This window comes from Vibrio sp. YYF0003, assembly GCF_036350715.1.
Classification (GTDB): Bacteria; Pseudomonadota; Gammaproteobacteria; order Enterobacterales; family Vibrionaceae; genus Vibrio; species Vibrio natriegens.
In genome coordinates this window covers 352,226-377,542 of record NZ_JAZDWA010000005.1, presented here as the reverse complement: position 1 = coordinate 377,542, position 25,317 = coordinate 352,226, and the positions used below count along the sequence as shown (strand labels likewise).

The 25,317-nt window shown below is 46.0% G+C and carries 19 protein-coding genes; 7 read left to right on the top strand and 12 right to left on the bottom strand.

Annotation, left to right across the window (positions count from 1 at the left end):
- Window positions 1-182: 182 nt before the first annotated feature.
- Entirely contained in the window at window positions 183-1,196 is a 1,014-nt protein-coding gene (locus tag V1U08_RS16535; RefSeq protein ID WP_014232611.1) for an aspartate-semialdehyde dehydrogenase, read from the bottom strand.
- A complete protein-coding gene (locus V1U08_RS16530) occupies window positions 1,193-2,326 on the bottom strand; it encodes a 4-phosphoerythronate dehydrogenase (protein ID WP_330471030.1) in 1,134 nt (377 codons plus the stop codon). The genes V1U08_RS16535 and V1U08_RS16530 overlap by 4 nt, the downstream gene beginning before the upstream one ends.
- A 540-nt stretch (window positions 2,327-2,866) precedes the next feature.
- Here V1U08_RS16530 and V1U08_RS16525 point away from each other — a divergent pair.
- On the top strand, window positions 2,867-4,786 hold the full coding sequence (locus V1U08_RS16525) for an ABC transporter substrate-binding protein (protein WP_330471029.1): 1,920 nt from the start codon (window positions 2,867-2,869) through the stop codon (window positions 4,784-4,786).
- Between the two features lie 399 nt (window positions 4,787-5,185).
- Here V1U08_RS16525 and V1U08_RS16520 read toward each other — a convergent pair whose 3' ends face one another.
- The gene (locus V1U08_RS16520; RefSeq protein ID WP_330471028.1) at window positions 5,186-5,938 is read right to left on the bottom strand and encodes a DeoR/GlpR family DNA-binding transcription regulator; all 753 of its coding nucleotides are present in this window, start codon (window positions 5,936-5,938) and stop codon (window positions 5,186-5,188) included.
- 331 nt (window positions 5,939-6,269) lie between these two features.
- Here V1U08_RS16520 and V1U08_RS16515 point away from each other — a divergent pair, with 331 nt between their 5' ends.
- Entirely contained in the window at window positions 6,270-8,093 is a 1,824-nt protein-coding gene (locus tag V1U08_RS16515; RefSeq protein ID WP_330471027.1) for an alpha-L-fucosidase, read from the top strand.
- A gap of 230 nt (window positions 8,094-8,323) precedes the next feature.
- On the opposite strand, the gene fabB is transcribed toward V1U08_RS16515, so the two are convergent.
- A complete protein-coding gene (fabB, locus tag V1U08_RS16510) occupies window positions 8,324-9,535 on the bottom strand; it encodes a beta-ketoacyl-ACP synthase I (protein ID WP_014232616.1) in 1,212 nt (403 codons plus the stop codon).
- A gap of 129 nt (window positions 9,536-9,664) precedes the next feature.
- On the opposite strand from fabB, the gene mnmC reads away from it, so the two are divergent.
- Window positions 9,665-11,683 carry a bifunctional tRNA (5-methylaminomethyl-2-thiouridine)(34)-methyltransferase MnmD/FAD-dependent 5-carboxymethylaminomethyl-2-thiouridine(34) oxidoreductase MnmC gene (mnmC, locus tag V1U08_RS16505; RefSeq protein ID WP_330471026.1) on the top strand — a complete coding sequence of 673 codons (2,019 nt, stop codon included), beginning with the start codon at window positions 9,665-9,667 and terminating at the stop codon, window positions 11,681-11,683.
- Between the two features lie 189 nt (window positions 11,684-11,872).
- Here the strand turns inward: mnmC and V1U08_RS16500 are convergent, their stop codons facing one another.
- The 3 genes from V1U08_RS16500 to V1U08_RS16490 form a co-directional block, all read right to left on the bottom strand.
- Complete coding sequence (locus V1U08_RS16500; protein WP_330471025.1) at window positions 11,873-12,397, bottom strand: NADPH-dependent FMN reductase; 525 nt, start codon at window positions 12,395-12,397, stop codon at window positions 11,873-11,875.
- Between the two features lie 147 nt (window positions 12,398-12,544).
- Complete coding sequence (locus V1U08_RS16495; protein ID WP_014232619.1) at window positions 12,545-12,808, bottom strand: YfcL family protein; 264 nt, start codon at window positions 12,806-12,808, stop codon at window positions 12,545-12,547.
- Window positions 12,809-12,823: 15 nt separating this feature from the next.
- Window positions 12,824-13,354 (bottom strand): elongation factor P hydroxylase, encoded by a 531-nt coding sequence (locus V1U08_RS16490; RefSeq protein ID WP_020334577.1) that lies wholly within the window; start codon window positions 13,352-13,354, stop codon window positions 12,824-12,826.
- A 263-nt stretch (window positions 13,355-13,617) separates the two neighbouring features.
- Between V1U08_RS16490 and V1U08_RS16485 the strand changes: the two genes are divergently transcribed.
- Entirely contained in the window at window positions 13,618-14,241 is a 624-nt protein-coding gene (locus V1U08_RS16485) for a trimeric intracellular cation channel family protein (protein ID WP_014232621.1), read from the top strand.
- A gap of 59 nt (window positions 14,242-14,300) precedes the next feature.
- On the opposite strand, the gene aroC is transcribed toward V1U08_RS16485, so the two are convergent.
- Complete coding sequence (gene aroC, locus V1U08_RS16480; protein ID WP_014232622.1) at window positions 14,301-15,386, bottom strand: chorismate synthase; 1,086 nt, start codon at window positions 15,384-15,386, stop codon at window positions 14,301-14,303.
- A gap of 190 nt (window positions 15,387-15,576) precedes the next feature.
- Window positions 15,577-16,509, bottom strand: a complete 933-nt coding sequence (gene prmB / locus V1U08_RS16475; RefSeq protein WP_014232623.1) for a 50S ribosomal protein L3 N(5)-glutamine methyltransferase — start codon at window positions 16,507-16,509, stop codon at window positions 15,577-15,579.
- A gap of 62 nt (window positions 16,510-16,571) precedes the next feature.
- On the opposite strand from prmB, the gene smrB reads away from it, so the two are divergent.
- A complete protein-coding gene (gene smrB, locus V1U08_RS16470; RefSeq protein ID WP_014232624.1) occupies window positions 16,572-17,102 on the top strand; it encodes an endonuclease SmrB in 531 nt (176 codons plus the stop codon).
- An 80-nt stretch (window positions 17,103-17,182) separates the two neighbouring features.
- Here smrB and sixA read toward each other — a convergent pair whose 3' ends face one another.
- A complete protein-coding gene (gene sixA, locus V1U08_RS16465; protein ID WP_014232625.1) occupies window positions 17,183-17,647 on the bottom strand; it encodes a phosphohistidine phosphatase SixA in 465 nt (154 codons plus the stop codon).
- A 375-nt stretch (window positions 17,648-18,022) separates the two neighbouring features.
- Between sixA and V1U08_RS16460 the strand changes: the two genes are divergently transcribed.
- A complete protein-coding gene (locus V1U08_RS16460; RefSeq protein ID WP_330471024.1) occupies window positions 18,023-20,800 on the top strand; it encodes an insulinase family protein in 2,778 nt (925 codons plus the stop codon).
- A 124-nt stretch (window positions 20,801-20,924) separates the two neighbouring features.
- The gene (locus tag V1U08_RS16455) at window positions 20,925-21,173 is read left to right on the top strand and encodes a hypothetical protein (RefSeq protein WP_014232627.1); all 249 of its coding nucleotides are present in this window, start codon (window positions 20,925-20,927) and stop codon (window positions 21,171-21,173) included.
- 73 nt (window positions 21,174-21,246) lie between these two features.
- Here the strand turns inward: V1U08_RS16455 and fadJ are convergent, their stop codons facing one another.
- Together fadJ and fadI are read right to left on the bottom strand one after the other, a co-directional pair.
- Window positions 21,247-23,358 (bottom strand): fatty acid oxidation complex subunit alpha FadJ, encoded by a 2,112-nt coding sequence (gene fadJ / locus V1U08_RS16450; protein ID WP_330471023.1) that lies wholly within the window; start codon window positions 23,356-23,358, stop codon window positions 21,247-21,249.
- Window positions 23,358-24,665 (bottom strand): acetyl-CoA C-acyltransferase FadI, encoded by a 1,308-nt coding sequence (gene fadI, locus V1U08_RS16445; protein WP_330471022.1) that lies wholly within the window; start codon window positions 24,663-24,665, stop codon window positions 23,358-23,360. The genes fadJ and fadI overlap by 1 nt, the downstream gene beginning before the upstream one ends.
- Window positions 24,666-25,317: the final 652 nt, after the last annotated feature.

Here is a 25,317-nt window from a genome sequence, read left to right as displayed (position 1 = left end):
CTTGATACAATTTGAAATGGTGATCAGTTAAATATATCGGATATATCAAGCAAAACTATAGCTTTAGGTGTAAAAAATGTGTGACATTAACCATATTCGTACTAATCTCACACAATTACTCGCGGATAGAACAAAAAAAGCCCCGCATGATGCGAGGCCTTGGTTTCAATAACTCTAAGAGCTTAGTAGTAATCGCGAATAAGCACTTCTGCAATTTGTACGGCGTTCGTTGCCGCGCCTTTGCGTACGTTGTCTGCAACTACCCACAAGTTAATGCCACTGTGATGGCTGATATCGTTACGGATTCGACCAACCATAACGTGGTCCTTGCCACCCGCATCACGAACTTGAGTTGGGAAGTCTTCGCCGTGGAACACTTCAACACCCTCAGTTTGCTCAAGGAGGTTAATCACTTCTTGCGCATCGATTGGCGAACGAGTTTCAACGTGAACGGCTTCTGCGTGACCGTAAAACACAGGAACACGCACACAAGTTGGGTTTACCGTGATACTTGGGTCATTGAAGATTTTTTGCGTTTCCCACACCATTTTCATTTCTTCTTTGGTGTAGCCGTTTTCCATCATCTGATCGATTTGTGGAATACAGTTAAACGCGATCTGCTGTGAAAACTGTTTTGTTTCCGCTGGCAGACCATTAAGCAACTTGGCTGTTTGACCTGCTAATTCATCAATACCCGCTTTACCTGCGCCAGAAACAGATTGGTAAGTTGAAACGTTGATGCGCTCAATACCTACTGCGTCATGGATTGGTTTTAGTGCTACCAACATTTGGATGGTAGAGCAGTTAGGGTTTGCGATGATGTTACGGTTACGGAACTCTGCAATGGCTTCCGGGTTTACTTCTGGAACCACTAATGGAATGTCGTACTCGTAACGGAAGTGTGACGTGTTATCGATAACAATCACACCTTCATCAGCGGCAATTGGCGCCCACTTTGCTGATAGATCTCCACCAGCAGAGAATAAACCGATGTGTGCTTGTGACCAGTCAAACTCTTCTACGTTTTGTACGCGTATGGTTTTACCATTAAAGCGGTAAGTCTTGCCTTCACTGCGCTCACTCGCCAAAAGGTACAGTTCACCTACTGGGAATTTGCGTTCTTGAAGCACTTCTAAAATTGTTTCACCGACCGCTCCGGTCGCGCCTAAAATGGCAACATTATATTGTTGGCTCATTGACTTACCTCAATCTGAAAACCTAGTTCTGCTAATGGGGCAAGATTGCAAGATTCATTGCCCATTAGAGTGACAGCGCTGTATTCACGGCGATCCCAGTAATTTTTACGCATCAGGTCAAAAGCACCTGGCTTACCGATTTCGCGACGGAAAAGAGCGTCATCTTTACGCACATCATAGATTAACTGCGTGATGTTATGCAGTGTTGCTTCATCCCATGCTCTGTCCAACATCATGGTTGGCACTGGCGCGGTTGGCAATAAATCGCTGGCATGCGCACGTAATTCGTTATTTAAGAACTCACAGTAGCTATTGAAAATCATTGTTGTACCGCGAGCTTTCCCTTCCAGACCATAGCCTGCAACGTGAGGGGTGGCGAATGCTAGCAGAGGCAGAAGCTCCATATCAACCTCTGGCTCAAATTCAAATACATCCAGAGCCGCAGTGAAGCCATCATTTTTCTGTAATCGACGCTTTAATGCGCTGTTGTCAACAATTGGACCTCGCGCGGCATTGATAAGAATTTGATCTGCACGTAGACCGTTTAATACCGCTTCATCAAACATATGATGTGTTGGGTACTTACCTGCTTTGGTAATTGGCGTATGCACGGTGATGATGTCTGATGTTTCAATCAGCTCTTCAAGCGGCGTAAAGCTACGCGGGTCACCCTCTTCCAGCTTGAACGGATCGTTAAGCAGCACTTTGATGCCCATGCCTTTTAAGCATTTTTCCAAGTAGCTGCCAACCTGCCCTGCTCCGATAATCCCGACGGTTTTATCAAAGACAGAGAAGCCTTGTTGCTGTGCCAATACCATCATTACGCTGAACGCATATTCTGCAACACCAACTTTGTTACAGCCCGGCGCTGCCGTAAAGAAAATACCTTTTTCTTGTAGAAGTGATTGATCAACATGATCCATACCTGCAGTCGCGGTACCAACAAATTTAAGTTTGTTTGCTTTACTGATCAGCTCCGCATTGACCTTGGTAACAGAGCGAATCATAAGTGCATCAACATCAATCAGATCATCAGCCGTTAGTGAACGGCCCGGTTTTAGAATCACTTCACCGATTTGGCTGAATAGTTCTTCAGCGTACGGCATATTTTCATCAACAATAATTTTCATAGCGCCAGCGTTTTAAGGTCCATTTTTAAAAATTGCAGTGATTGTGCCTTTTTCCCGAGAAATCTCAAGAAATATACCCAAATGACTTCCAGCCCCTGTCGAAGGAGAGCGTGAGTTTGTCGCAGCTCATCAATGGATAGTTACGCGGTAAACATTTTTGCATAGAAACTTTTCAGTCTCGCAAATACCTTTAACTAGGTTGAGCATTATCATCAACATTTATAGGAATCAGGTTGAGTATTTGTTTGTCGCTGTTGACCATCCGTGGTCTTATTTTCCATTGCCCGAATAAACTTAACTCCCCGATAAACGGGCAAAAATAAATAATGATGGGCAATGGCAGATGGGCCTATCTGACTTTTTTTGAGAGAGTACTCGCAGAACATCTGTCGTTCCACCACATATTAATCAGACTCGAATAAATTAGTTGAAACATCGTTTCGGAATGTTTGTTTAAGCATCGTTGCTAACCCGTTCCTTGGCGAACACGGATAACCCGTGACTGTTCTTTCGACGTGAAATAAATAATAAAGGTGCCCTGTGAAAAATACTGCCCTACCCCTTTTTGTTACCCAAGTTGCAGCAAGTGTTGCGCTTGCAATCTCCTTTTCCAGTCAAGCGGCCACATACAATGAAGCGCCACAATTAGCTGAATTAGTTAACTCCGGAACGCTGCCTGCAGTGGAAAAACGCCTACCGGAAAACCCGTTGGTGGTTGAACCGATTGAATCTATCGGCCAATACGGTGGAGAGTTACGACTGCTGGGTCTGAAGAAAGACAATGGCCATCGTATGCGTATGCTTAAATACGACAACCTGTTCAACTTCAACCGCACTTACACCGGCATTGAGCCAAACTTAGCCACTGGCTACACGGTCAACAAAGATTTGACCGAATACACCATCACCCTGCGACAAGGCATGAAGTGGTCTGACGGTCACCCATTTACCGCTGAAGATATCGCATTTTATATCGATCTGATGAACCGTGACGACTGGTCTGGTAACCGTCCGTTTTTTGCCCGTAATGTAGGCGACGCCAAAGCAGAAGTGATCAACACCAACACGATTAAGTTCACTCTGTCTAAACCAGACGGTATGTTCATCCGTAAGCTGGCCAACACCGACGGCTCCAACATCGTTCAGTTCCCTAAACATTATTGCCAACAGTTCCTGCCTGAATTCAACAATAACGCCGAAGCAAACGCCAAGGCAGCAGGATTCGATAGCTGGCAGCAGTACTTCCAGACCAAGTGCCGCGCTCACTACTTCTTTGAGCACTACACCAACCCTGAGCGCCCAACTGTTAACGCCTGGAAAGTGAAAGTTCCGCCAGGTCCAAAAACACAGTATGCCGTATGGGAGCGAAATCCTTACTACTGGATGGTAGACACAGCAGGCAACCAACTGCCTTATCTGGATAGTATTTATTTCTCCTATTCTGAGAATAAAGAAGAAATGGTGTTGCGCGCTGCTGCAGGTGAGACGGATTTCCAAACCCGCCATATCGGCCTGAGCACCTATCGCCCTATGTTGATGGATAATCAAGAAAAAGGTGGCTACAAATACGACTTCCGCCCTAGTACTAGGATGAACGCTTTAGTCTTACCGTTTAACCAAACGCATAGAGATCCGGTTAAACAAGAGCTATTTAGCAATAAAGATTTCCGTATTGCTCTGTCTCATGCCATCGATCGTGATGGGATCAGTGAAACCATTTACTCCGGTGTAGTAAAGGCTTATCAGGCGGCACCAGCCGAAGGCTCTGCTTTCTATGATGAAGAGTTCGCCACGCAATTTACCAAGTATGACCCAGACAAAGCCAATAAGATGCTGGACGCTATCGGTTTGAACAAACGTGACGAACAAGGCTATCGTTTGGATAAAACTGGTGAACGTCTGCGTATTGAAGCCTTGATGGATCAATCTCACGTAGGCGAGCGCACCGACATCCTTGAGTTAGTTAAAAATGACTGGCGAGAAGTGGGTATATTTTTAGATATTCGCATTGTTGAAGGTTCATTTATGCAGACACAGCGCCTCGACAACAACTTCGATTTACTGCCGCCTCCAGGCGATGGTGGTATCGGTGTATTGGACTCGTTCGCGAACTATGCAGTGCAGAACCCTGCCTCTACTTGGGGCATTGGTTACTACTACTGGATGTCTGATAAAAACCATGCCACAGCAGTTGAGCCGCCGGCGCATGTGAAAAAGCAAATCGAGCTGTATCGCAAAATGGGGGAAACTGCATCTCAGGAAGAGCAAAACAAACTGATGAAAGAAATCCTCCAGATCTCCAAAGAAAACTTCTACACCATCGGTACAGTGTCTTCTTTGGATGAAGGTGTTGTAATCAAAAATGGCGTACACAATACCGATACGCAAGTACCGGATTCTTATTCCATTGCTTCTCCAGGTCCAATGCGTACTTCGCAGCTGTGGAAAGAGTCACAATAATATAACTTAAGAGTGAAAAAGCCGGCCATGCCGGCTTTTTTATGCGCAAAACAAGTGTATGTCCCAAAGCGTATCGTAAAGTCGACGCTATGCCCGTTTCTCACTAACCGAACCGATTGTCCGTCTTCAGAATTACTTTGGCGCACGGGCAAGCACACCCAACATTAATTCTCTGACGCAAACTATCTGTATTAAATTGGAGGGAGGATAAAAGAAGAGATCGACACGATACGACGTGAATTGAAGTTAACCGCGTAGGTTCTCATCAGCGGCGATCAGGCCTTAATGCAGCAGCAGGATAGCCTTGCGCTTGGCGATGCCTCAGCACTCAGATAGCTTGGCAGCCCAAAGGCTGCATAAGGTATGCGAGGAATATCGTTGCCGCAGCTGGCAGCGAGCTTATCCATCAATAACCAGAACCTGGTTTTTCTTTAGGCACTGCCGTAACTTACTGTTTACCCGGCCATCACTGATAAAGATATCTATCTCTGTGGCGTCACAAATCTTGATCAGCCCCTTTTTGCCTATTTTGCTCGTATCGGCAAGCAGTACCACCTGAGCCGCACAGCCCAGCATGCGGCGTTTGATAGAGGCATTCAGTTCGTTCGACTCCCAAACGGCTCCGTTTTCATCGACCCCACTGCAGGACAGTAAAACCACATCCAGATTCAGACGGGACAACGCCTGTTCGGCAATAGGGCCGTGAAAGGCAGAGTATTTGACGGAAAAACTGCCCCCAGTGACAATGACTGACACCTGTTCTTTTGATGCTATACATTGCATTATGCCAGTGGAATTGGTTACCAAAGTGCACGCCATATCGGGCATCTGTCGGGCAACGTGCAGACAGGTAGAGCTGGCATCCATCCCAATGACGCTTCGCTCGATAAGGTAGTGCTGTGCATGTTTTGCCATTACATGCTTAGCTTGTGCGTTTAACTTCTGTCGTGAGGAGAATGTCTGGCCTATGTCACGAGTCTGCAGGCTGACTGCACCACCATGAGTACGACATAACAGGCTGTGTTTTGCTAATGTATTCAGATCGCGGCGTATGGTCTCAACAGAGACGCCATAATCGACAGCTAACTCCTCAACCTTAACCTCACCTTGCTTTCGGACTTGATCAACAATGTGATTTTGTCTGTTGTTCATTCTCTAAATATCACTTAATGAAACGTCATTTTAATTAAATGGATGTTAAGTTGAAAATTGTAGGCACTGCACCCGTTCAAACTGTTTGTGCGATTAATATCACGCAAGTCCGGGCAAAGTGGGCGTTTTGGTTGAAGGATCACCATGAGTTGATGACTGATTTAAAATGGTAACGGTTGAAACGGGCATTACCGTTCATTAGGTAAGACCGTATTTACATCAACAAACCAAAGATAGCGTGAGAAAGCTCGCATCTAACTGCACCTAACTCTATTGAATCAAACAAAATAATTATTATGAAAAGGTATTTCATAAATTAGACAGGTGTATCATGACCAAGCCCACAGCAGGTGAGCTGACAGGAACAAGCAGCCAGGCTAACAGCCAGTTGGACAATCGCAATGCCTTTACTGGCGTCAGTAAGCAAGGGCTGAACCGCTGGAAAAAAAATACCTTTGGCATGTTTATCCACTGGGGGCTTTATTGCCACCGGGATCTGGCCGGGTATTATCAGGGACAATACTACGACATCATTAGCGAATGGCTGCCGCACTTTGCCCGTATTCCTATGCGGGACTACAAAGATTACGCTTCTGACTTTAACCCTAGCGAATTTGATGCCGACCAGGTAACGGCGTTAGCCAAATCAGCCGGGATGAATTATATGGTGGTCACAGCTAAGCATCACGACGGGTTTGCCATGTATCACAGCCCATCACATCCTTTCAACATCACAGATGCCACACCGTTTCAACGCGATCCAGTCGCGGAACTCAGTCAAAGCTGTCGTCATAAGGACTTGGATTTTGGCCTGTATTATTCGCATGTGATCGACTGGGAGGACGAAAACGCGGTGTCAAAAGCCCCCAATGAATGGGACTTCAACCCAGACCAAGCCAATTATCAGGAATACTGGAATAACAAGTGCGTGCCTCAGGTTAATGAATTGCTTGAGCAGTACGGAGATCTATGTTCGCTGTGGTTTGATATGGGGGGCTTTGATGAACAAGAAGAAGCTGACCACGTACGTCGGATCGGCGAACTGATGGCATTAATCCGGAAAAAACAGCCTGATGCGGTGGTTAATAGCCGAGTTACGGCACCGGAATGTGAGTACCAGTTGGATTGGGATATTAAAACCGGCCATGATAACTACATGGAGCCACTTTATATCAAGCCATATTACTGGGAAGGCATTGCTACCAGTAATGACAACTGGGGTTATAGCCGCAACGACAACAATACCAAATCCAGTAAGGATCTGATAAACCAGCTGTGTTCTGTAGTCAGCCGGGGCGGAAACTTTCTGCTCAATATAACTCTGGATCATAACGGGCGTATTCCACAGTCCCTTGTGCGATTACTGAGCGAGATAGGCCAATGGATGCAGGTAAATCAGGAAGCGGTGATCGATACAGAAGCTACCCCGCTGCAGACCGGCTTCAATTGGGGCGTGGTAACACATAGACCAGCCACCAATAAGCTGTATCTGCATGTGCAGCGTCAGCCAGAGCAAAACGTTATCTGCTTACATAGTCTCAACAATCGAATCAAACAGGTGCGATTGCTTGATCACCAAATCAAAGGCCATGTTTCCTATTTGCAGAAAACACATACGGATACGGGCATTACAGCCAGCACCCTCAACCTGCAATTCGAGCACAATTATGATCGGATGCCTCTGGTGATCGAACTAGAGTATGACGATGAGCTGGACATCAACCCTATCATCCATCAGGACCGACTGGCCAAAGTGCGCCTGGACACGCTCAATATCGCTCACTTTGATCCTGAAAAACTCACTTACCGCTGGACCTTCCAAGTTGAGCGCCCGGGCCGGTTCGCCTTAGATCTGGTTTCTTTGGAAACCATGCATCATAAAGACCCTCAATGGGTGCACAACGGTAAAACCGGTCGCATAAGTTGTGCGGATCAGTCTTGGGAGTTTGAGCTAAACCTCGACAAAACAGACACCAACGATGCTCAGGTACCGTGGAAAAACATTCACAGTCGCTTGGGCGAGCTGCATTTTCCCCAAGCCGGTGAATATACACTGGAGATAAGCGAGTTGCCGCTGGCTATCGAACAGTCTGAAAAATATGGTCAGGATTACATTAATCTTGAATATCTGCAGTTGGGTCCCCGCTTGGCGTGAGCCTGAAATTTGCTGATAACTCGGAGAGGTGTGACTCTTATTACACAAAATAAAAAGCCCGGCATTAAGCCGGGCAAAGTTCCAGAACAAAAGGATCTTATCCCGCTCTCCTTGGGATAAAGTCTGCGTCTGTTCGATCAGTTAAACTGATCAAGCTCTGGAAACTGGTTTGTTGGGACACTTCTTCGTCTGACGAAAGGCCCCAACAATTTCGATTAGCGGTGTACTGACTAACCTTGGTATTTCTTGATAACTAGCGTTGCGTTAGTACCGCCAAAGCCAAAGCTGTTTGACATTACCGTATCGATCTCAGCATCACGAGCTTCAGTCACGATATCCAGACCTTTCGCTGCTTCATCCAAGTTTTCAATGTTGATGCTTGGAGCAATGAAGTTGTTGTCTAGCATTAGCGTCGAGTAGATTGCTTCGTGAACACCAGCCGCACCTAGTGCGTGACCAGTCATCGCTTTTGTCGCAGAGATTGCAGGGCTGTTTTCACCAAATAGCTCTTGAATCGCGCCTAGCTCTTTCACATCACCTACAGGCGTAGAAGTACCATGTGTGTTGATGTAATCGATGTGGTCAACGCCTTGCATTGCCATCTTCATACAACGAACAGCACCTTCACCTGATGGCGCTACCATGTCGTAGCCATCAGAAGTCGCGCCGTAACCTACGATCTCACCGTAGATTTTCGCGCCACGCGCTAGTGCATGCTCTAGTTCTTCGATAACCAGCATACCGCCACCACCAGAGATAACGAAACCGTCACGGTCAGCATCGTACGTACGAGATGCTTTTTCTGGAGTGTCGTTGTACTTGGTAGATAGTGCGCCCATCGCATCAAACATCATAGTTTGAGACCAATCTAGCTCTTCACCACCACCTGCAAATACGATGTCTTGTTTGCCAAGCTGGATAAGCTCCATAGCGTGGCCGATACAGTGTGCAGAAGTTGCACAAGCTGAACTCATTGTGTAGTTCACACCACGAATCTTAAATGGCGTAGCAAGACACGCAGAAACAGTAGAAGACATGGTACGTGGAACCATGTATGGACCAATACGCTTCACGCCTTTCTCACGCATTGTATCTGTCGCTAGTGTTTGGTTTAACGCAGAAGCACCACCAGAACCAGCAACAATACCAGTACGATCGTTTGAAACTTGATCGTCAGATAGGCCAGCGTCTTCAATTGCCTGCTGCATTGATAGGTATGCATAAGCAGCCGCATCACCCATAAAGCGCATCTGTTTACGGTCGATGTGTTCCGCTGGGTTAATTTTCAGATCACCCCATACTTGCGAACGAAGACCGTGTTCTTTGAACTGCTCAGATGCAGTGATGCCAGATTTGCCCGCTTTAAGAGACGCTAGAACTTCTTCGACGTTGTTACCGATACTTGAAACAATACCCATACCGGTGATTACGACTCGTTTCATTATGACATTCCTATAATTCAAAAATCCGCTAGATAATAACTAAGATAGTCAACAAAAGTGGTCAGCTTTCCTATAAATTCGTACAATCGTCCTATTGTTACCGTGCCAAATCACAAAATTACGACCAATATGACTTCAATAAAAAACGCAGAACTGGGTTGGAACGAATCTGGTACGCCAGTTTCTGACCAATTTGATGATGTTTACTTCTCTAACGTAAACGGTCTTGAAGAGACACGCTACGTTTTCCTCAAAAAAAATCATCTCCCAGAAAGATGGCAGGAGTTTGACCAAAGACGCTTTGTCATTGGTGAAACCGGATTTGGCACTGGATTAAACTTCCTAGCGGTATGGCAGTGGTTTAACGAGTTTCGTCGTGAAAACCCTGAGGCAACATTAAAAGAGCTGCATTTTGTCAGTTTCGAAAAGTATCCTCTGAGTCAAACGGATCTAATAAAAGCCCATCAAGCCTGGCCAGAGTTAGCAGAGTATGCCGCGAAACTTCAAAAACACTACCCAGCAGCAGTACCAGAGTGCCATCGAATCGTATTAGAAGATGGCGCAATCACCCTCGACTTGTGGTTTGGTGATATCAAAGACTGCATGCCACAAGTACCTTATGGTGAATCAGGCTTGATCGACTCTTGGTTCCTGGATGGTTTTGCACCTAGTAAAAACCCAGAGATGTGGAATCAGAATCTGTTCAACGGCATGGCAAAACTGGCCAAGCAAGATTGTACGGTCGCGACCTTTACTGCTGCAGGCTTTGTGCGTCGTGGCTTGATTGAAGCAGGCTTTACCATGGCCAAAGTAAAAGGCTTTGGTACCAAACGCGAAATGATCGCTGGCACAATGGAACAGCGTCAAACCCACTCCAATCACTTACCCTGGTTTAACCGGACCGCGGCCAGCAAACCTGATTCAATCGCTATCATTGGCGGCGGTATTTCAAGCGCTGCTCTAGCAAAGACACTGAGTCGTCGTGGCCAAAATGTCACGCTATATTGCCAGGATACGCGACCTGCAGAAGGGGCGTCGGGCAATAGACAAGGCGCCGTTTACCCGCTGCTTAATGGCCCTCACACTGGTGTGTCGCGTGTGTTTGCTCCTGCCTTTTTATTCGCTCGTCAGTTTATTGAGCAAACGGCGGAAGAAATCAGTTTTGACCATGAGTGGTGTGGCGTCACCCAATTGATGTGGGATGAAAAGTCCACAGCTAAGTTAGAAAGGATATTAGAAGGCAACTTCACGCCCGAGCTCATTCAGAAACTTTCAGCAGAAGAAACGGCTGAAGCTATTGGCTTGCCTATCGATATGCCTTCAGTGCACTACCCTTTGGGTGGTTGGCTTTGTCCTGCGGAGTTAACTCGTGGGCTGATCGCTCAGCTTGAAAAAAATGACAATTTCGAAGCCAAGTTTGAACACAAAATCGACGCGCTCACTTGGAATGAAGAAAGTCAAAGCTGGGCACTAACATCGAATGGCCAAACCTTTGAGCATTCTACTGTCGTGATTGCCAATGGCCATGAGTTCCAAACGCTGAGCCAAACAGCCGATCTGCCTATGGGACAAGTTAAAGGTCAGGTCAGCCATGCACCAGAGACAGAAACGCTTTCTAAGCTGAAATCGGTGCTTTGCTACGATGGCTACATGACGCCTGTTAACCCAAATAATCAGCAGCTCTGCATTGGCGCAAGTTACGATCGCAGCCACTTAGATTACGAGTTTGATGCCGAAGCGCAACGCGACAATGCTGACAAGCTCGTCAAGTGTGTGCCAAATCAGACATGGACCAACGAGGTCGACATAACAGGAAACTTATCACGCCAAGGCATTCGCTGTGTGAGTCGCGACCACCTGCCATTTATTGGAAATGTAAGTGATTTTGAGTCAGTTAAAACACAATACGCAAACTTGCAAAACCAGAAGGAAGAGGAAGTTGAAGCAATTCATCAATTCCCTAACCTATTCTGCTTTTTAGGTCTGGGTTCTCGCGGATTGAGCTCTGCACCACTGATGGCTGAACTGCTGGCTTCACAAATTTGTGGCGACCCTCTGCCATTGCCTGTAGAAGTGTTAGCTGAATTGCATCCAAGTCGGATGTGGGTTCGTAAGCTGCGCAAAGGTAAGGCGATTACTGAACTTTAGTTAAGTTTTGGCAGAAACAAAAAGCGTGGTCAAGGAGCTTGTAACAACGATGCGTTAGTAGAGGCATCCAGACCACACTAAACTCAAAGGAATGACTGTGCTTAGAGATAGGTGGGGGGCGCTTACCATTCACTAGACGCGAGTATCATTCCCGAGAAATGATAACTGTGGCAGCAAATCCAGGCTGTGTTATGCCAATTGAGCGACTGCTTGTTGTACTTGCTCAGCGATTTCTGCATTTAGACTTGCACCGGTTTCTACGTCAAAATTATCGTAGAAGTTTGGCACTGACACAGACGCCTTAACATCTGCACCAAAGAACTGAGCAGAACCTGTTGCCGCTGCCAATACGCTTTGTGCGCCACCAGGGCCTGGAGATGTAGCTAGATAAACAACTGGCTTGTTTTGGAATACATTACGTTCAATACGCGTCGCCCAGTCAAACAAGTTTTTGTACGCTGCAGCGTAAGAACCGTTGTGTTCAGCAAAAGAAACCACGATTGCATCCGCTTGTTCTAGCTCTCTTAAGAAGGCGATAGCACCCTCTGCCTGGCCGATCTCTTTCTCTGTATCTTCACTAAACATTGGAACTTGATAGTTGTTTAGGTCCAATACATTCACTTGCGCGCCTTCAACTTGATTGGCTGCGTAAGTAGCAAGTACTTTGTTTATTGATGTTGAGCTGGTAGAAGCAGCAAATGCGACAATTTTCATGGTTGTATCCTTTTGTTCACTCTTTATGCCATCAGAATAAAAGTTAAACAGTTTGCCAACAACCACAAAAATTTTACGGAGAGATTCAAATTTTTCGAAGTAGTACGTAGGCCTACTTCGAAAAATTTAGAAATGGGGTAGGAATAATTAAGCTTGAGCCTGTAGCTCTTGCCATAGATCGCTAACAATAATGCGATCGGATGGACTTAGCTCTGTACGAGCTTCATCTAAACTGTTGGCGATGCGAGCTTTCAGCTCTTCAATATCATTGATGCCTTCGTCTTCACACGATGCAGCAGATAAAGAGATGTGACCACGCAGATAACCACCAGCAAACAGCTCGTCATCTGATGCTGTTTCAATTCGAGCATCAATCAGTTCCAGTAGTTTTTCTTCAAATTCAATAATCATGGAGTATCTCTGAGGTTATTTAACGATAAAGTCAGACGCTTCCAGCGGCTTAGTTTGGTAAAAAGAGCGTAGCGCTTCAGACAGCATTTTCACTCGTTGTGGCAATCCCGTCTCCAGAATACCTAACACTTCGTTATGCACTTTACGCATAAAACCAAGCCTATCTGGTTCAAAATCGCCGTGTAGATTGTCACAACTGACAGTAAAAGGGAAGCCAGCACTTTTAGACAGTATCCACTCGTATGCCTGAGGGCGAACTTCTACTTTCTCAAACTCAGCCTGAACCTCAGCCGTTCGGCCATCCGGCTCGTACCAATAACCAAAATCCTCCAACAAACGACGCTCAGGGCCAGCTACACACCAATGCGAGATTTCATGAAGTGCAGACGCATAGAAACCACGAGCAAAAATAATCCGGTGGTGAGGTTGCTCTTCATCAGCAGGAAGGTAGATAGGTTCATCTCCACCCAGCTCTAGTTTCGTGTTAAAAGGTTCTAGAAATGTGTCGTTAAATAGGGTGATAAGGTCTTGATAGTCGTGGGTCATCATCGATTCTGTATTTCATACGGACTTACGCTGCGCATTGTCGCTGTTTTTATCCAGCTCGTAAAGCCACACAACAGGTTTGGTTATTAGCTGGATTAATCTGAAACCTTACTTCTCGATACAATTTCTCATTCGTCACAGATCACATTTCCCACTACACTCTCGCAATATTTTATGCTCTCAGATGAGTAGAGCGTATTGATAGGTTTGAGGCACTTTCCCATCGCTTCAAGCCTGGTTGTATTTGATGTAGAGTGTCCCTTATGCTGCTAAGTGTGTTGTATGTCATTGGTATCACGGCTGAAGCCATGACTGGTGCGTTAAGTGCCGGACGAAGAAAAATGGACTGGTTTGGAGTTATGTTGGTCGCGAGTGCCACTGCCATCGGTGGCGGCACCGTGCGTGACATCTTATTAGGGCACTATCCGCTCGGCTGGGTAAAAAACCCGGAGTTTCTCGCCATCACTTGCCTTGCAGGGATTTTAACAACAGGGCTAGCGAAGTGGGTGATCAAATTAAAAGGTCTGTTTATTCGTCTCGATGCACTAGGCTTGATCGTCTTTAGTATCATCGGCACTAAAATCGCACTGGATATGGGGCTGCACCCTGGCATCTGTATGGTGTCTGCATTAGTGACTGGCGTATTTGGCGGGCTACTTCGTGACCTGATTTGTCGTCAGACGCCGTTAGTACTGCATGAAGAGCTCTACGCATCCGTAGCCTTAATCGCTTCTGGGCTGTACTTAGCATTATTAGAATTTAATGTGCCGGACGTCACGGCCACTATCGTAACGCTGGTGGTTGGCTATGTGTTACGTATGGCGGCGGTTCGATTTAAATGGCGTTTGCCATCTTTCCATTTGGAAACCGAAAGCTCACTTCATTAAACATGCAAAACAAAAAAAGGTTGCCAGTAAGGCAACCTTTTTTTTATTCAAAACAATGGTTAAATCTTTGGTGTCTCTGTCGTCACACCAAAGTTCTGACCACGGTGACGAAGCAAGTGATCCATAACAACAATCGCCAGCATTGCTTCAGCAATAGGTACCGCGCGGATACCAACACATGGGTCATGACGACCTTTAGTGATCAGCTGAGTTGGCTCACCTTCTTTGGTGATAGTGTCACCCGGAACCGTGATGCTTGAGGTTGGCTTAAGCGCAATATTTGCCACAATATCCTGGCCAGTAGAAATACCACCAAGAATACCGCCAGCATGGTTACTGCCAAAACCTTGTGGAGAAAGCGTATCACGGTGCTGGCTTCCGCGTTGGTTCACAACATCAAAACCATCACCCACTTCAACACCTTTCACCGCGTTAATGCTCATCAGCGCATGCGCAATATCTGCATCTAAACGATCAAAGACTGGCTCACCAAGACCAACAGGCACATTGGTTGCGACAACCTGAATCTTCGCACCAATTGAGTCGCCTTCTTTTTTCAGGTCACGGATAAGCTGGTCAAACGCTTCAACTTTATCAACATCCGGACAGAAGAACGCGTTGTTTTCGATTTCATCCCAATCCACTTTGTCGATAGACACATCACCCATTTGTGATAGGTAAGCGCGGATTTCTACGCCGAATTCGTCCTTCAGGTATTTTTTCGCAATCGCACCTGCCGCAACACGCATTGCCGTTTCACGAGCTGACGAACGGCCGCCACCACGATAATCACGAATGCCGTATTTTTGATGGTAAGTGTAATCTGCGTGCCCTGGACGGAATTTATCTTTGATCTCAGAATAATCTTTCGAGCGTTGATCGGTGTTCTCAATCAACAGACCGATTGATGTACCCGTTGTTTTACCCTCGAACACACCTGAAAGAATTTTAACTTCATCCGGCTCACGACGCTGCGTAGTGTAACGTGATGTGCCAGGACGACGACGGTCCAGATCGACTTGCAGATCTGCTTCTGTAATTTCTAACCCCGGCGGGCACCCGTCTACGATACATCCCAGTGCGATACCGTGACTTTCCCCGAATGTCGTCACTCGGAAATGTTGTCCGATACTGTTTCCTGCCATTACTTCCTCAAGTTATTGTCGCCACGCCTTCTCAAATCGAGGCGCAACTGCTTATCAATTCTTCGTGGATTCATAGTGGCTCTATTACGTTTTGATGTAAAGAGTAAATATTCACTTAATCTTGATGAATTCCGCATAAAAAAACACCGAGCACTAGGCTCGGTGTTTTAGAAAATGATGGGTATGGCTATTAGTCTTTGTACAGTTTGAACTCTTCTGCACATTCCACTAGTTGATCACGAGTCAGCATGAATACACCGTGGCCGCCATTTTCAAATTCAATCCAGGTAAATGGAATCTGTGGGTATTGATCCATCATATGAATCATAGAGTTACCCACTTCACAAATCAGGATGCCGTTATCCGTCAGGTAGTCAGGCGCATTAGCCAGAATACGACGAACCAGTTTCAGACCATCCGTACCCGCAGCCAGGCCAAGCTCTGGCTCATGCGTGAACTCGTCTGGCAGGCTGTTCATGTCTTCTTCGTCCACGTACGGTGGATTTGACACGATCAGGTTGTATTTCTCTTTTGGTAAGTCACGGAACAAATCCGAACGCATTGGGAATACTTGCTGTTCCATGCCGTGATCCTGAACGTTTTGCTCAGCTACTTGCAGTGCGTCTGTCGAGATATCAATAGCATCAACTTCTGCCTCTGGGAACGCGTGGGCACAAGCAATCGCAATACAGCCACTACCCGTACACATATCCATGATACGAACTGGCTCTTCCACTAACCAAGGTTGGAATTCTGCTTGGATCAGTTCACCAATTGGAGAACGCGGCACAAGTACACGTTCATCCACGAAGAACTCAAGACCGCAGAACCACGCTTTGTTAGTCAGGTATGCGGTAGGTGTGCGATCGTTGATGCGTTTTACTACACGCTCAACAATGCGCATGCGCTCGCTGGTTGTCAGGCGAGAGCTCAATACGTGTGGAGGCACATCGATCGGCAAGTATAACGTTGGCAGGATAAGCTGCACGGCTTCATCCCACGCGTTATCAGTACCGTGACCGTAAAACAGGTTCGCAGCATTAAAGCGGCTGACCGTCCAACGAATCATATCTTGAAGGGTATGTAGCTCAGATACCGCTTCTTCTACAAAAATCTTATCCAAAATTGCCTCCGAAAAGCGCTACAATACTGCTAATAAAATTTATTAATGAATTTGTTTACCTAATGAGCAAAAAAGACACCGAACACGATGACGATTTCGCCTTGTTTCAGGAAGCAGTACAGGGCGTAAAAAAGTTGCGACAGGATACCATAATCCAGCAACCAAAAAAAAATACTAAGCAAAAAGAAATCAAACGCTCAAACCGTGAAGCGAGTGATTCAGAATTTTACTTTTCTGATGAGTTTGTCCCTCTTCTCAATGAAGAAGGGCCGACTCGCTATGCACGTGACGACGTTTCCACCTATGAGGTAAAACGTCTACGTCGTGGTGTTTATGTGCCCGACGTGTTCCTCGACATGCATGGTATGACTCAGCAGGAAGCAAAGCGCGAATTAGGCGCGATGATCGCGTACTGCGTAAAGAACGAAATTCACTGTGCTTGCGTTCAGCACGGGATTGGCAAGCATATCCTCAAACAAAAATCGCCACTGTGGCTGGCTCAACACCCTGATGTGATGGCCTTTCACCAAGCGCCTTTAGAGTTTGGGGGTGACGGTGCGCTGCTCGTCCTTCTCTCGATTCCAGAGAAGTAAAAATTCGTTCAATAACAATCTGTTTTCCATAACAATAAAGGCAGGATATTCCTGCCTTTTGATTAAATTTGGTTCAACGCTTATGGCGTGATATGCCACAACACCTCACCCTGCTGGGTTTGAGGATCGTATTCGACACAAACCAATCCAGATGTCGGGAACATTGGTGGAGCCATATCTCTCACAAACTCTGCCGTTAAATATCCGACTAGCGGTAAATGCGAAACAAACAGCAACGACTCAAGCTTTTCAACTTCTATGAGGGCATTAGCATAGTCGTATACGCATTCAGATTGTCCGTAAGGCGTGATATCTTCAAACGTTTCAATGCTTTGGGCCGAAAAGTGTTCGCTGACTTCTTGCCAGGTTTGTTGAGCACGGATGTACGGGCTCACGAGTACTTTGTCGAATTGAGCACAACCTTGTTCTTTGCACGCTCGGGCGACAGCTTGTGACTCATCTCTGCCTCTTTGGGTCAGTTGCCTAGCTGCGTCAGAATCCGCAAAGTGTTCGGCTTCGCCATGACGCATAATGAATATTTTCATGTTATTTCCTATGGATAGCTAACGCTACCAAAAGGTTGACTGCTATCTTTATAAGATATTCGGGGCTAATTTTAATAATGTCGAAACATAAATACTGATATAATTGTCTGTTCATTATACCAATTAGCTTGCCAAAGATAGCGACTTTCTTAACAATCTATTAAAAAAGAATATACTCAGTTCATCACCGCTTTGGCTATGCCATGAACTCAGTGCATTCCTTCAAACAGCCCTACCCATACGCAAAAGCGATGGGCCTATGCAGTAGTCTTACGAAAAACAAAAACGCAGGGAGCAGTATTTGTCGACGCGCAACATTTGCGCTGCCCCACTCAGGGTTCATAATTACTGTAATGCGAAATCTGGAGACGCATCGTGCACCTAAGTCCTAACGATTCAAATCAATACCGCTACATTACGCTGAGTAATGATTTGCGCGTGTTGATGATTCATTCCGATACAGCTCAACAGTCTGCAGCCGCTCTAGCAGTGAACGTCGGACACTTTGACGATCCTGATGATCGCCAAGGTTTAGCCCACTATTTAGAACACATGCTTTTTTTGGGTACGGAAAAATACCCTAAAGTAGGCGAATTTCAAAGCTATATTAGCCAACATGGTGGTACAAACAACGCTTGGACAGGAACAGAGCACACCTGTTTCTTTTTCGATGTCACTCCAAATGCCTTTGAAAACTCGCTAGATCGCTTCAGCCAATTCTTTACCGCCCCTTTATTTAACGAGGAAGCATTAGACAAAGAGCGTCAGGCGGTCGATTCAGAATACAAGCTAAAACTGAATGACGATTCTCGTCGGTTGTATCAGGTTAATAAAGAAGTCATCAATCCAAAGCATCCATTTTCAAAATTTTCCGTAGGGAATATTGATACGCTCGGCGACAGAAATGGTAAGTCTATTCGTGACGAAATCGTCGAGTTCCATCATTCTCAATACTCTGCTGATTTAATGACGCTAACGCTGTTTGGCCCTCAATCCCTTGATGAGCAGCAAGCGTGGGTAGAGCGCATGTTCGCGGCCATCCCTAATCATCAATTGAAAGGTAAATCGATTGATGTACCTATTGGCACGGAAGACAGCACCGGAATCTTTGTCCAGATTGAGCCCATTAAGGAATTTCGCAAGTTAATTTTGACTTTTCCCATGCCGGGAATGGACGAGTATTACGGCACAAAACCCCTCTCCTATTTTGCTCATTTACTGGGCTATGAAGGCGAAGGCAGCTTAATGATTCAGCTTAAGAGTAAGGGATGGATCACTTCTCTTTCTGCTGGAGGCGGTGCAAGCGGCAGCAATTACCGTGACTTTACCGTCAGTTGTACGCTTACACCAACAGGCCTCGACCACGTCGATGATATCGTTCAGGCAGTATTCCAATATTTAACCCTGATTCGTCAAGAAGGCATGGACGAATGGCGCTACCTGGAGAAACAGGCAGTGCTCGAGTCTGCATTTCGTTTTCAGGAACCGTCAAGGCCGCTTGATTTTGTTAGCCACCTTGTCGTCAATATGCAGCACTATCAGCCGGACGATACCATCTACGGCGATTACAAAATGGCAGGTTACGACGAAGCGCTGCAACTTGATTTGTTGAATTACTTAAGCATCGACAATGTAAGAGTCACGCTGATTGCCAAAGGGTTAGACTACGATCGTACCGCAGAATGGTATTTTACTCCGTACTCAGTGACGCCATTTTCCAGCGAGCAAAAACGTTTCTTCCATCAAATTGACCCACGTTGGCAATTTGTACTGCCCGAGAAGAACCCGTATATATGCTACAACCTTGATCCTATGCCTCTGGAACACGGCAACTCCCTCCCCGAGTTAATTGAAGACTTGGAAGGCTTCCGCCTATGGCATTTACAAGATGATGAATTCCGCGTGCCTAAGGGCGTACTCTATGTAGCGATAGACAGTTCGCATGCCGTCGCTTCACCTAAAAACATCGTCAAGACTCGTCTCTGCGTTGAGATGTTTCTCGACTCACTCGCGCAAGAAACTTATCAGGCGGAAATTGCTGGCATGGGCTACAACATGTATGCCCACCAGGGTGGCGTGACGCTGACTTTGTCCGGCTTTAGCCAAAAGCTTCCCCAGCTATTAGAAATGATTTTGCGCCGCTTTGCCGCTCGTGAGTTCAGCCAGGCTCGATTTGACACAATCAAACAACAGCTACTCAGGAACTGGCGAAACTCAGCGCAAGATCGCCCTATTTCGCAACTGTTCAACTCGTTAACGGGATTATTGCAGCCTAACAATCCTCCATTTGCGACGCTTGCTGAAGCACTTGAGCAAATTGAAGTCGATGAGTTGTCGGTGTTCGTCGAGTCGATTCTCGCCGAATTGCACGTAGAGATGTTTGTCTATGGCGACTGGCAACGCCAGCAAGCGCATGACATGGCCACCACATTAAAAGATGCACTGCGAGTTAAAGAGCAGCGCTATGAGGAAGCACTCCGACCATTAGTGATGCTAGGTCAAAACGGCAGTTTTCAGCGTGAGGTGCACTGTGACCAGCAGGACTCGGCTGTCGTGATTTATCATCAATGCGAGGATATTGAGCCACGTAATATCGCGCTTTATTCACTGGCAAACCATTTGATGTCGGCGACGTTTTTTCACGAAATCCGCACCAAGCAGCAATTAGGCTACATGGTCGGCACAGGGAACATGCCGCTTAACCGACACCCTGGAATCGTGCTTTATGTTCAGTCTCCCAATGCAGCGCCTGCGGAGCTCGTCACCTCTATTGATGAGTTCTTAAATGCCTTTTACATGGTGCTGTTAGAGCTCAATGATTATCAGTGGCATACCAGTAAACGCGGCTTATGGAATCAGATTGCCACACCAGACACCACACTGCGTGGTCGCGCTCAACGCCTTTGGGTAGCAATAGGTAATAAAGACACTGAATTTAATCAGCGAGAGAAAGTACTGGCAGAGCTTAAAAAGCTGACTCGTGCAGATATGATCCGTTTCGTTGTAAATGAGCTAAAACCTAGAACAGCAAACCGTTTGGTTATGCATTCTCAAGGTCTGGCTCACATCGATGAACCGCGCATTCACTTAGGTCAGGAAATTGGCTCAATAGAAGAGTTTCAGCTACGACCGAAAGATTGCGGATTAGGATAAAGGACTTTGGTTTCAGATAAAATTGGCAGAAATTTGAAATAACGCAATTGCAGCTTATGCTCTAATTAGCTTATGCTCCAATTGGCTTATACTCAAATTACAACAACTTGCATATGAGGCACCTATGAAAAAATTCCTATTAATTGCTGCAGTTCTACTTCCATTCGCATCAGCTCATGCAGAAATCACTGTGAAAGGTGACGACTTTGAGCTAAGCAAAGACTGTGTACGCTTGAGCGGTGACAATATCTCTGTGAAGTCAGATGACTGTACTTCTAAAAATTGGGATAAAGACAAGAAAGGTAATGCGAGCGTTCACGGTGATGACAACCCAGGTCAGGGTCACAAAGATAAAAAAGACAAGAAGAAATAATCTCTTCTGCAAAATTAAGAAAGGCTTGCGAGATGCAAGCCTTTTTGTTTTCAAAGTTGTTCAGCGCTGAGAATTAATAAAACGTACGTTCTTCACCCGCTCGGGTGAGTAAGCCGTCACAAGGTGCAAATCGGTCACCGTATTTCGATGCAAATTCATTCATTTTCTCGACCAGCTCTTTCAAGCCATACTGATCCATATAACGGAAAGGCCCCCCCAAGAATGGTGGGAAGCCAATACCGAAAATCGCACCAATATCACCATCGCGTGGCGAACGAATAATACCGTCATCTAAACAGCGTACCGCTTCATTCAACATTGGCAGCACACAGCGCAGTGCAATATCGTTATCGCTGAGCTTAGACTCAGGCTCAAGTTTCAATAGCTTATAGACAGACTTATCGACTTCTTTCTTCTTACCTTTGTAGGTGTAGAAACCTTTGCCACTCTTACGACCTTTACGGCCGTCGTTAAGCAACGTATCGAATACATCCGGACCTTTGAAGCGCTCGCCCAATTCATTGACCAGAATCGGCATGATTTTCGCGCCAATATCCACGCCTACTTCATCAAGCAGTGTGATTGGCCCAACCGGGAAGCCAAAATCCAGTAACGCGTTATCTATCTTTTCTATCGGCTCGTTTGCCAGCAAGATATGCGCAGCTTCATTCATGTAAGGTGCAAGAATGCGGTTTACGTAGAAGCCAGCTTTGTCCTTGACTACGATTGGCGTTTTGCCCTGTTTCTTGGCTAACGCAACAACCGTAGAAATGGTTTCGTCTGATGTGGTTTCATGCGGGATAACCTCCACCAGCGGCATTTTCTCTACCGGACTGAAATAGTGCAGACCGACAATATTCTCTGGACGTTCAGCTTTTTCTGCAATTTTATGGATTGGTAGTGACGATGTGTTGGTCGCAAAAATGGTATCTGGCTTCGCGTTTGCTTCAATATCCGCAACCATTTGCTGTTTCAAATCAAGGTCTTCAAACACCGCCTCAATAACTACATCAATCTGGTTGAAACTGGTGAAGTCTACGCCACCCGAAAGCTGCATCATTTTTGCTTGGAGATCCGCTTTAGAGAGAATGCGACGCTTACGTTGCTTGTCGAACAACTTGTAGTTGTAGTTCAACGCATTTAAGACCCCGTCATTGCTCACATCTTTAATGCGAACCGGCACTTTAGCTTTCGCAACGGAGACATGACTAATGCCAGCGCCCATCAAACCACCACCAAGTACACCGACTTTTTTCACGCCAGCAGGCTTAGCATCTGTGCCGTGTTCTTTCTTCATCTCTGTGGTGGCAAAGAAGATGGAACGCAGCGCTTTCGATTCTGAGCTCATAACCAGTTCGCCGAAGCGCTTCGCTTCAAGCTCCTGGCCTTTAACGAACCCTTTCTCCAAACCATGCTGGATCACTTCCAAAATCGCTATTGTAGCAGGATAGTTGCCTCGGGTTTTTTCGTTGGTTTTCTTCGCGGCTTGCTCAAACACAAACTTGCGCCCTAACCCGCTGCCCGACATCAGCTTTTCTTTGGTCGACTGCTTTTTCTTACCTTTGCTTTTGCCTTTGTCGATAAATTGCTTAGCGACATCAAGCAAAATAGTCTCTGGTACACAGGCATCTACTACTCCAAGCTTTTTCGCTTTTTTAGCTCGGAGCTGTTTACCCGCCAGGATTAAATCAAGTGAAGGTAGCAGACCAATTAGTCGAGGAAGTCGCTGTGTACCACCAGAGCCTGGTAACAAGCCTAGCTGTACTTCTGGCAGACCTAAACGAGTGATGTCGGATTCCGTGCAGACACGATAGTCACACGCCAGAGCAAGCTCTAAGCCGCCTCCGAGACAAGGGCCATGAATAGCAGCAACGACCGGATAAGGCAGGTCAGACAATTGTTGGAAGAGTTCTTGTCCTTGTTTTGCCAATGCTTCCGCTTCGCTTGCGGTAGTACATGCGTCAAGCATGCGTACATCGGCACCAGCAACAAAGTTATCTGGCTTCAGGGAATGAATGATCATCCCTTTGACTCCAGTTGAGTCTTTTAGCTGCGCGAAGATTTCCTGCATATCTTCAACAAAAGCCGCCTGTAGCGTGTTCATCTTTTCATTAGGCACGTCAATTGCCAACCAAGCTATATTCTGCTCGTCAATCTTCAGACTAAATGCTTTTTGTTCGCTCATTACTCAACCTCCAGAATCATTGCTGCACCAAGACCACCCGCCGCACATGCGGTGTTCAATGCAATACCACCACCTCGACGTTTTAGCTCGCGCAGTGTTTGCGTCATCATGCGCGCCCCCGTTGCTGCAAACGGATGTCCATAAGCAATCGAGCCACCAAGTACGTTGAATTTATCCATGTCGATTTCACCAATGGCTTTTGAACGGCCAAGGTTTTCTTGAGCAAACTTATCAGAGGCAAACATTTTCACGTTGGCCAACGCCTGAGCCGCAAAGGCTTCATGCATATCAATCAGAGTCAGATCCGACAATTCTAGCCCTGTATTTTCCAATACCTTCGCCGTCGCGTAAGAAGGGCCCATTAACATGTCGGTCTCTACGCCAATAGCAGAGAAAGCGTAGCCGCGAATGTAGCCAAGGATTTCCATACCAAGCTCTTTCGCTTTACCTTCGCGCATGAGCATCACAGCAGCAGCACCATCAGTCAAAGGCGTGCTGTTTGCTGCGGTTACGCTGCCATATTGACGGTCAAATGCTGGGCGAAGTTTTGCGTATCCCTCTAACGTAGAGTCATGACGAACATTGTTGTCTTCTGAAATCCACTTTTTGTACGGTTCAGGGAAAGCGGTCATGACTTCGCCTTGAATCTTACCCTCTTTCCACGCTTGCGACGCCAGAGTATGAGAACGGTGTGCCAGAGCATCTTGCTCTGCACGAGAAATACCGTGTGTTTTCGCCATCTGCTCCGCCGTTTGCCCCATCGACAAACCCGTCGAGTACTCAGCAACCGCAGGAGGAACTGGCATTAAATCTTTAAAGCTAAGGTTTCTAAGCACATTGAGCTTTTGGCCGAGAGTTTTGGTCTTGCTGAGAGCCAGCAGGTTGGCTGCAAGCTTTTTGGATACGCCAATCGGTAGTACCGATGAGGAATCAGCGCCACCCGCGATACCGATATCAATCGTGCCTGCCATGATGCTTTCCGTAACATTAACGGCGGCTTGAAAACTCGTGGCACATGCACGAGTCACACTGTAAGCATCGGTATGGACGTTCATTCCCGTCCCCAATACGATTTCACGTGCAATATTTGGTGCCTCTGGCATTTGTACAACCTGTCCAAATACCACTTGTTCTATTAATTTCGGATCAAGATCGGTTCGAGCAAGCATTTCACTTACTACCATCTTCCCTAAATCGACTGCTGGCACTTGGCTAAATTCCGTGCTTTGACGAGCAAAGGGAGTTCGAAGCCCCGCGACAATAGCAACGCGTTCACCATGACGCGTCTTTACTTCCTGCTTGCCCATTGTTTCTCCTTAATTAACAAGAGGTCTGACCTGATGCATTGTAATCAACTTGTTAAATTTATCAAAGGTGCGTTTAGATAAACGTGAAGCAAGTAGATCAATTACTCTAAAGCACCGCCAATAGCGATTTTAAAACGTTACAATGGCTATAAGTCACCTAATATCTGGATTTAAGTAAACTTTTCGCCAAGTGTAATAAAGATTGATCACAAACCGGATGCCTAGATAAATACTAGCTTTTGGCTTTGATTGATATGAAATACATTATGCTGACGGCGCGATTAACCGACTATGAACAATGAAGATAGTTGAATAAGAACTGGGTTAGAAAGCGAAATTTAGGTAAAAAAAAACCACACAGAACTGTGTGGTCGGAATATCTATAAAAACAATTAACTTACGCCAATTGAACATTAATCAGTTTCCTGATTAGGAGAAAGTAAAGTCAGCCTTCAAAAGGAAGTGTCATCTTGCTCAACATGTTAGTCACAAGGACTAACGAGATGACAGGAGTAACTATAACCGCTTCACTGATCGAGTTTTTGAAATAGATCAATTTTATATTGATTTAGCGCTTATCAAGCGATCTATTTTTTCAATCTTCCAAATAAATGCATGGCTACTGGTTTTCTATCTGAGTCGTAATAATGAA

Coding starts and splice junctions, on each gene's coding strand:
- V1U08_RS16535 (WP_014232611.1), bottom strand. CDS start 1,196: ATGAGCCAACAATATAATGTTGCCATTTTAGGCGCGACCGGAGCGGTC.
- V1U08_RS16530 (WP_330471030.1), bottom strand. CDS start 2,326: ATGAAAATTATTGTTGATGAAAATATGCCGTACGCTGAAGAACTATTC.
- V1U08_RS16520 (WP_330471028.1), bottom strand. CDS start 5,938: ATGAACAACAGACAAAATCACATTGTTGATCAAGTCCGAAAGCAAGGT.
- V1U08_RS16515 (WP_330471027.1), top strand. CDS start 6,270: ATGACCAAGCCCACAGCAGGTGAGCTGACAGGAACAAGCAGCCAGGCT.
- fabB (WP_014232616.1), bottom strand. CDS start 9,535: ATGAAACGAGTCGTAATCACCGGTATGGGTATTGTTTCAAGTATCGGT.
- mnmC (WP_330471026.1), top strand. CDS start 9,665: ATGACTTCAATAAAAAACGCAGAACTGGGTTGGAACGAATCTGGTACG.
- V1U08_RS16500 (WP_330471025.1), bottom strand. CDS start 12,397: ATGAAAATTGTCGCATTTGCTGCTTCTACCAGCTCAACATCAATAAAC.
- V1U08_RS16495 (WP_014232619.1), bottom strand. CDS start 12,808: ATGATTATTGAATTTGAAGAAAAACTACTGGAACTGATTGATGCTCGA.
- V1U08_RS16490 (WP_020334577.1), bottom strand. CDS start 13,354: ATGACCCACGACTATCAAGACCTTATCACCCTATTTAACGACACATTT.
- V1U08_RS16485 (WP_014232621.1), top strand. CDS start 13,618: ATGCTGCTAAGTGTGTTGTATGTCATTGGTATCACGGCTGAAGCCATG.
- aroC (WP_014232622.1), bottom strand. CDS start 15,386: ATGGCAGGAAACAGTATCGGACAACATTTCCGAGTGACGACATTCGGG.
- smrB (WP_014232624.1), top strand. CDS start 16,572: ATGAGCAAAAAAGACACCGAACACGATGACGATTTCGCCTTGTTTCAG.
- sixA (WP_014232625.1), bottom strand. CDS start 17,647: ATGAAAATATTCATTATGCGTCATGGCGAAGCCGAACACTTTGCGGAT.
- V1U08_RS16455 (WP_014232627.1), top strand. CDS start 20,925: ATGAAAAAATTCCTATTAATTGCTGCAGTTCTACTTCCATTCGCATCA.
- fadJ (WP_330471023.1), bottom strand. CDS start 23,358: ATGAGCGAACAAAAAGCATTTAGTCTGAAGATTGACGAGCAGAATATA.
- fadI (WP_330471022.1), bottom strand. CDS start 24,665: ATGGGCAAGCAGGAAGTAAAGACGCGTCATGGTGAACGCGTTGCTATT.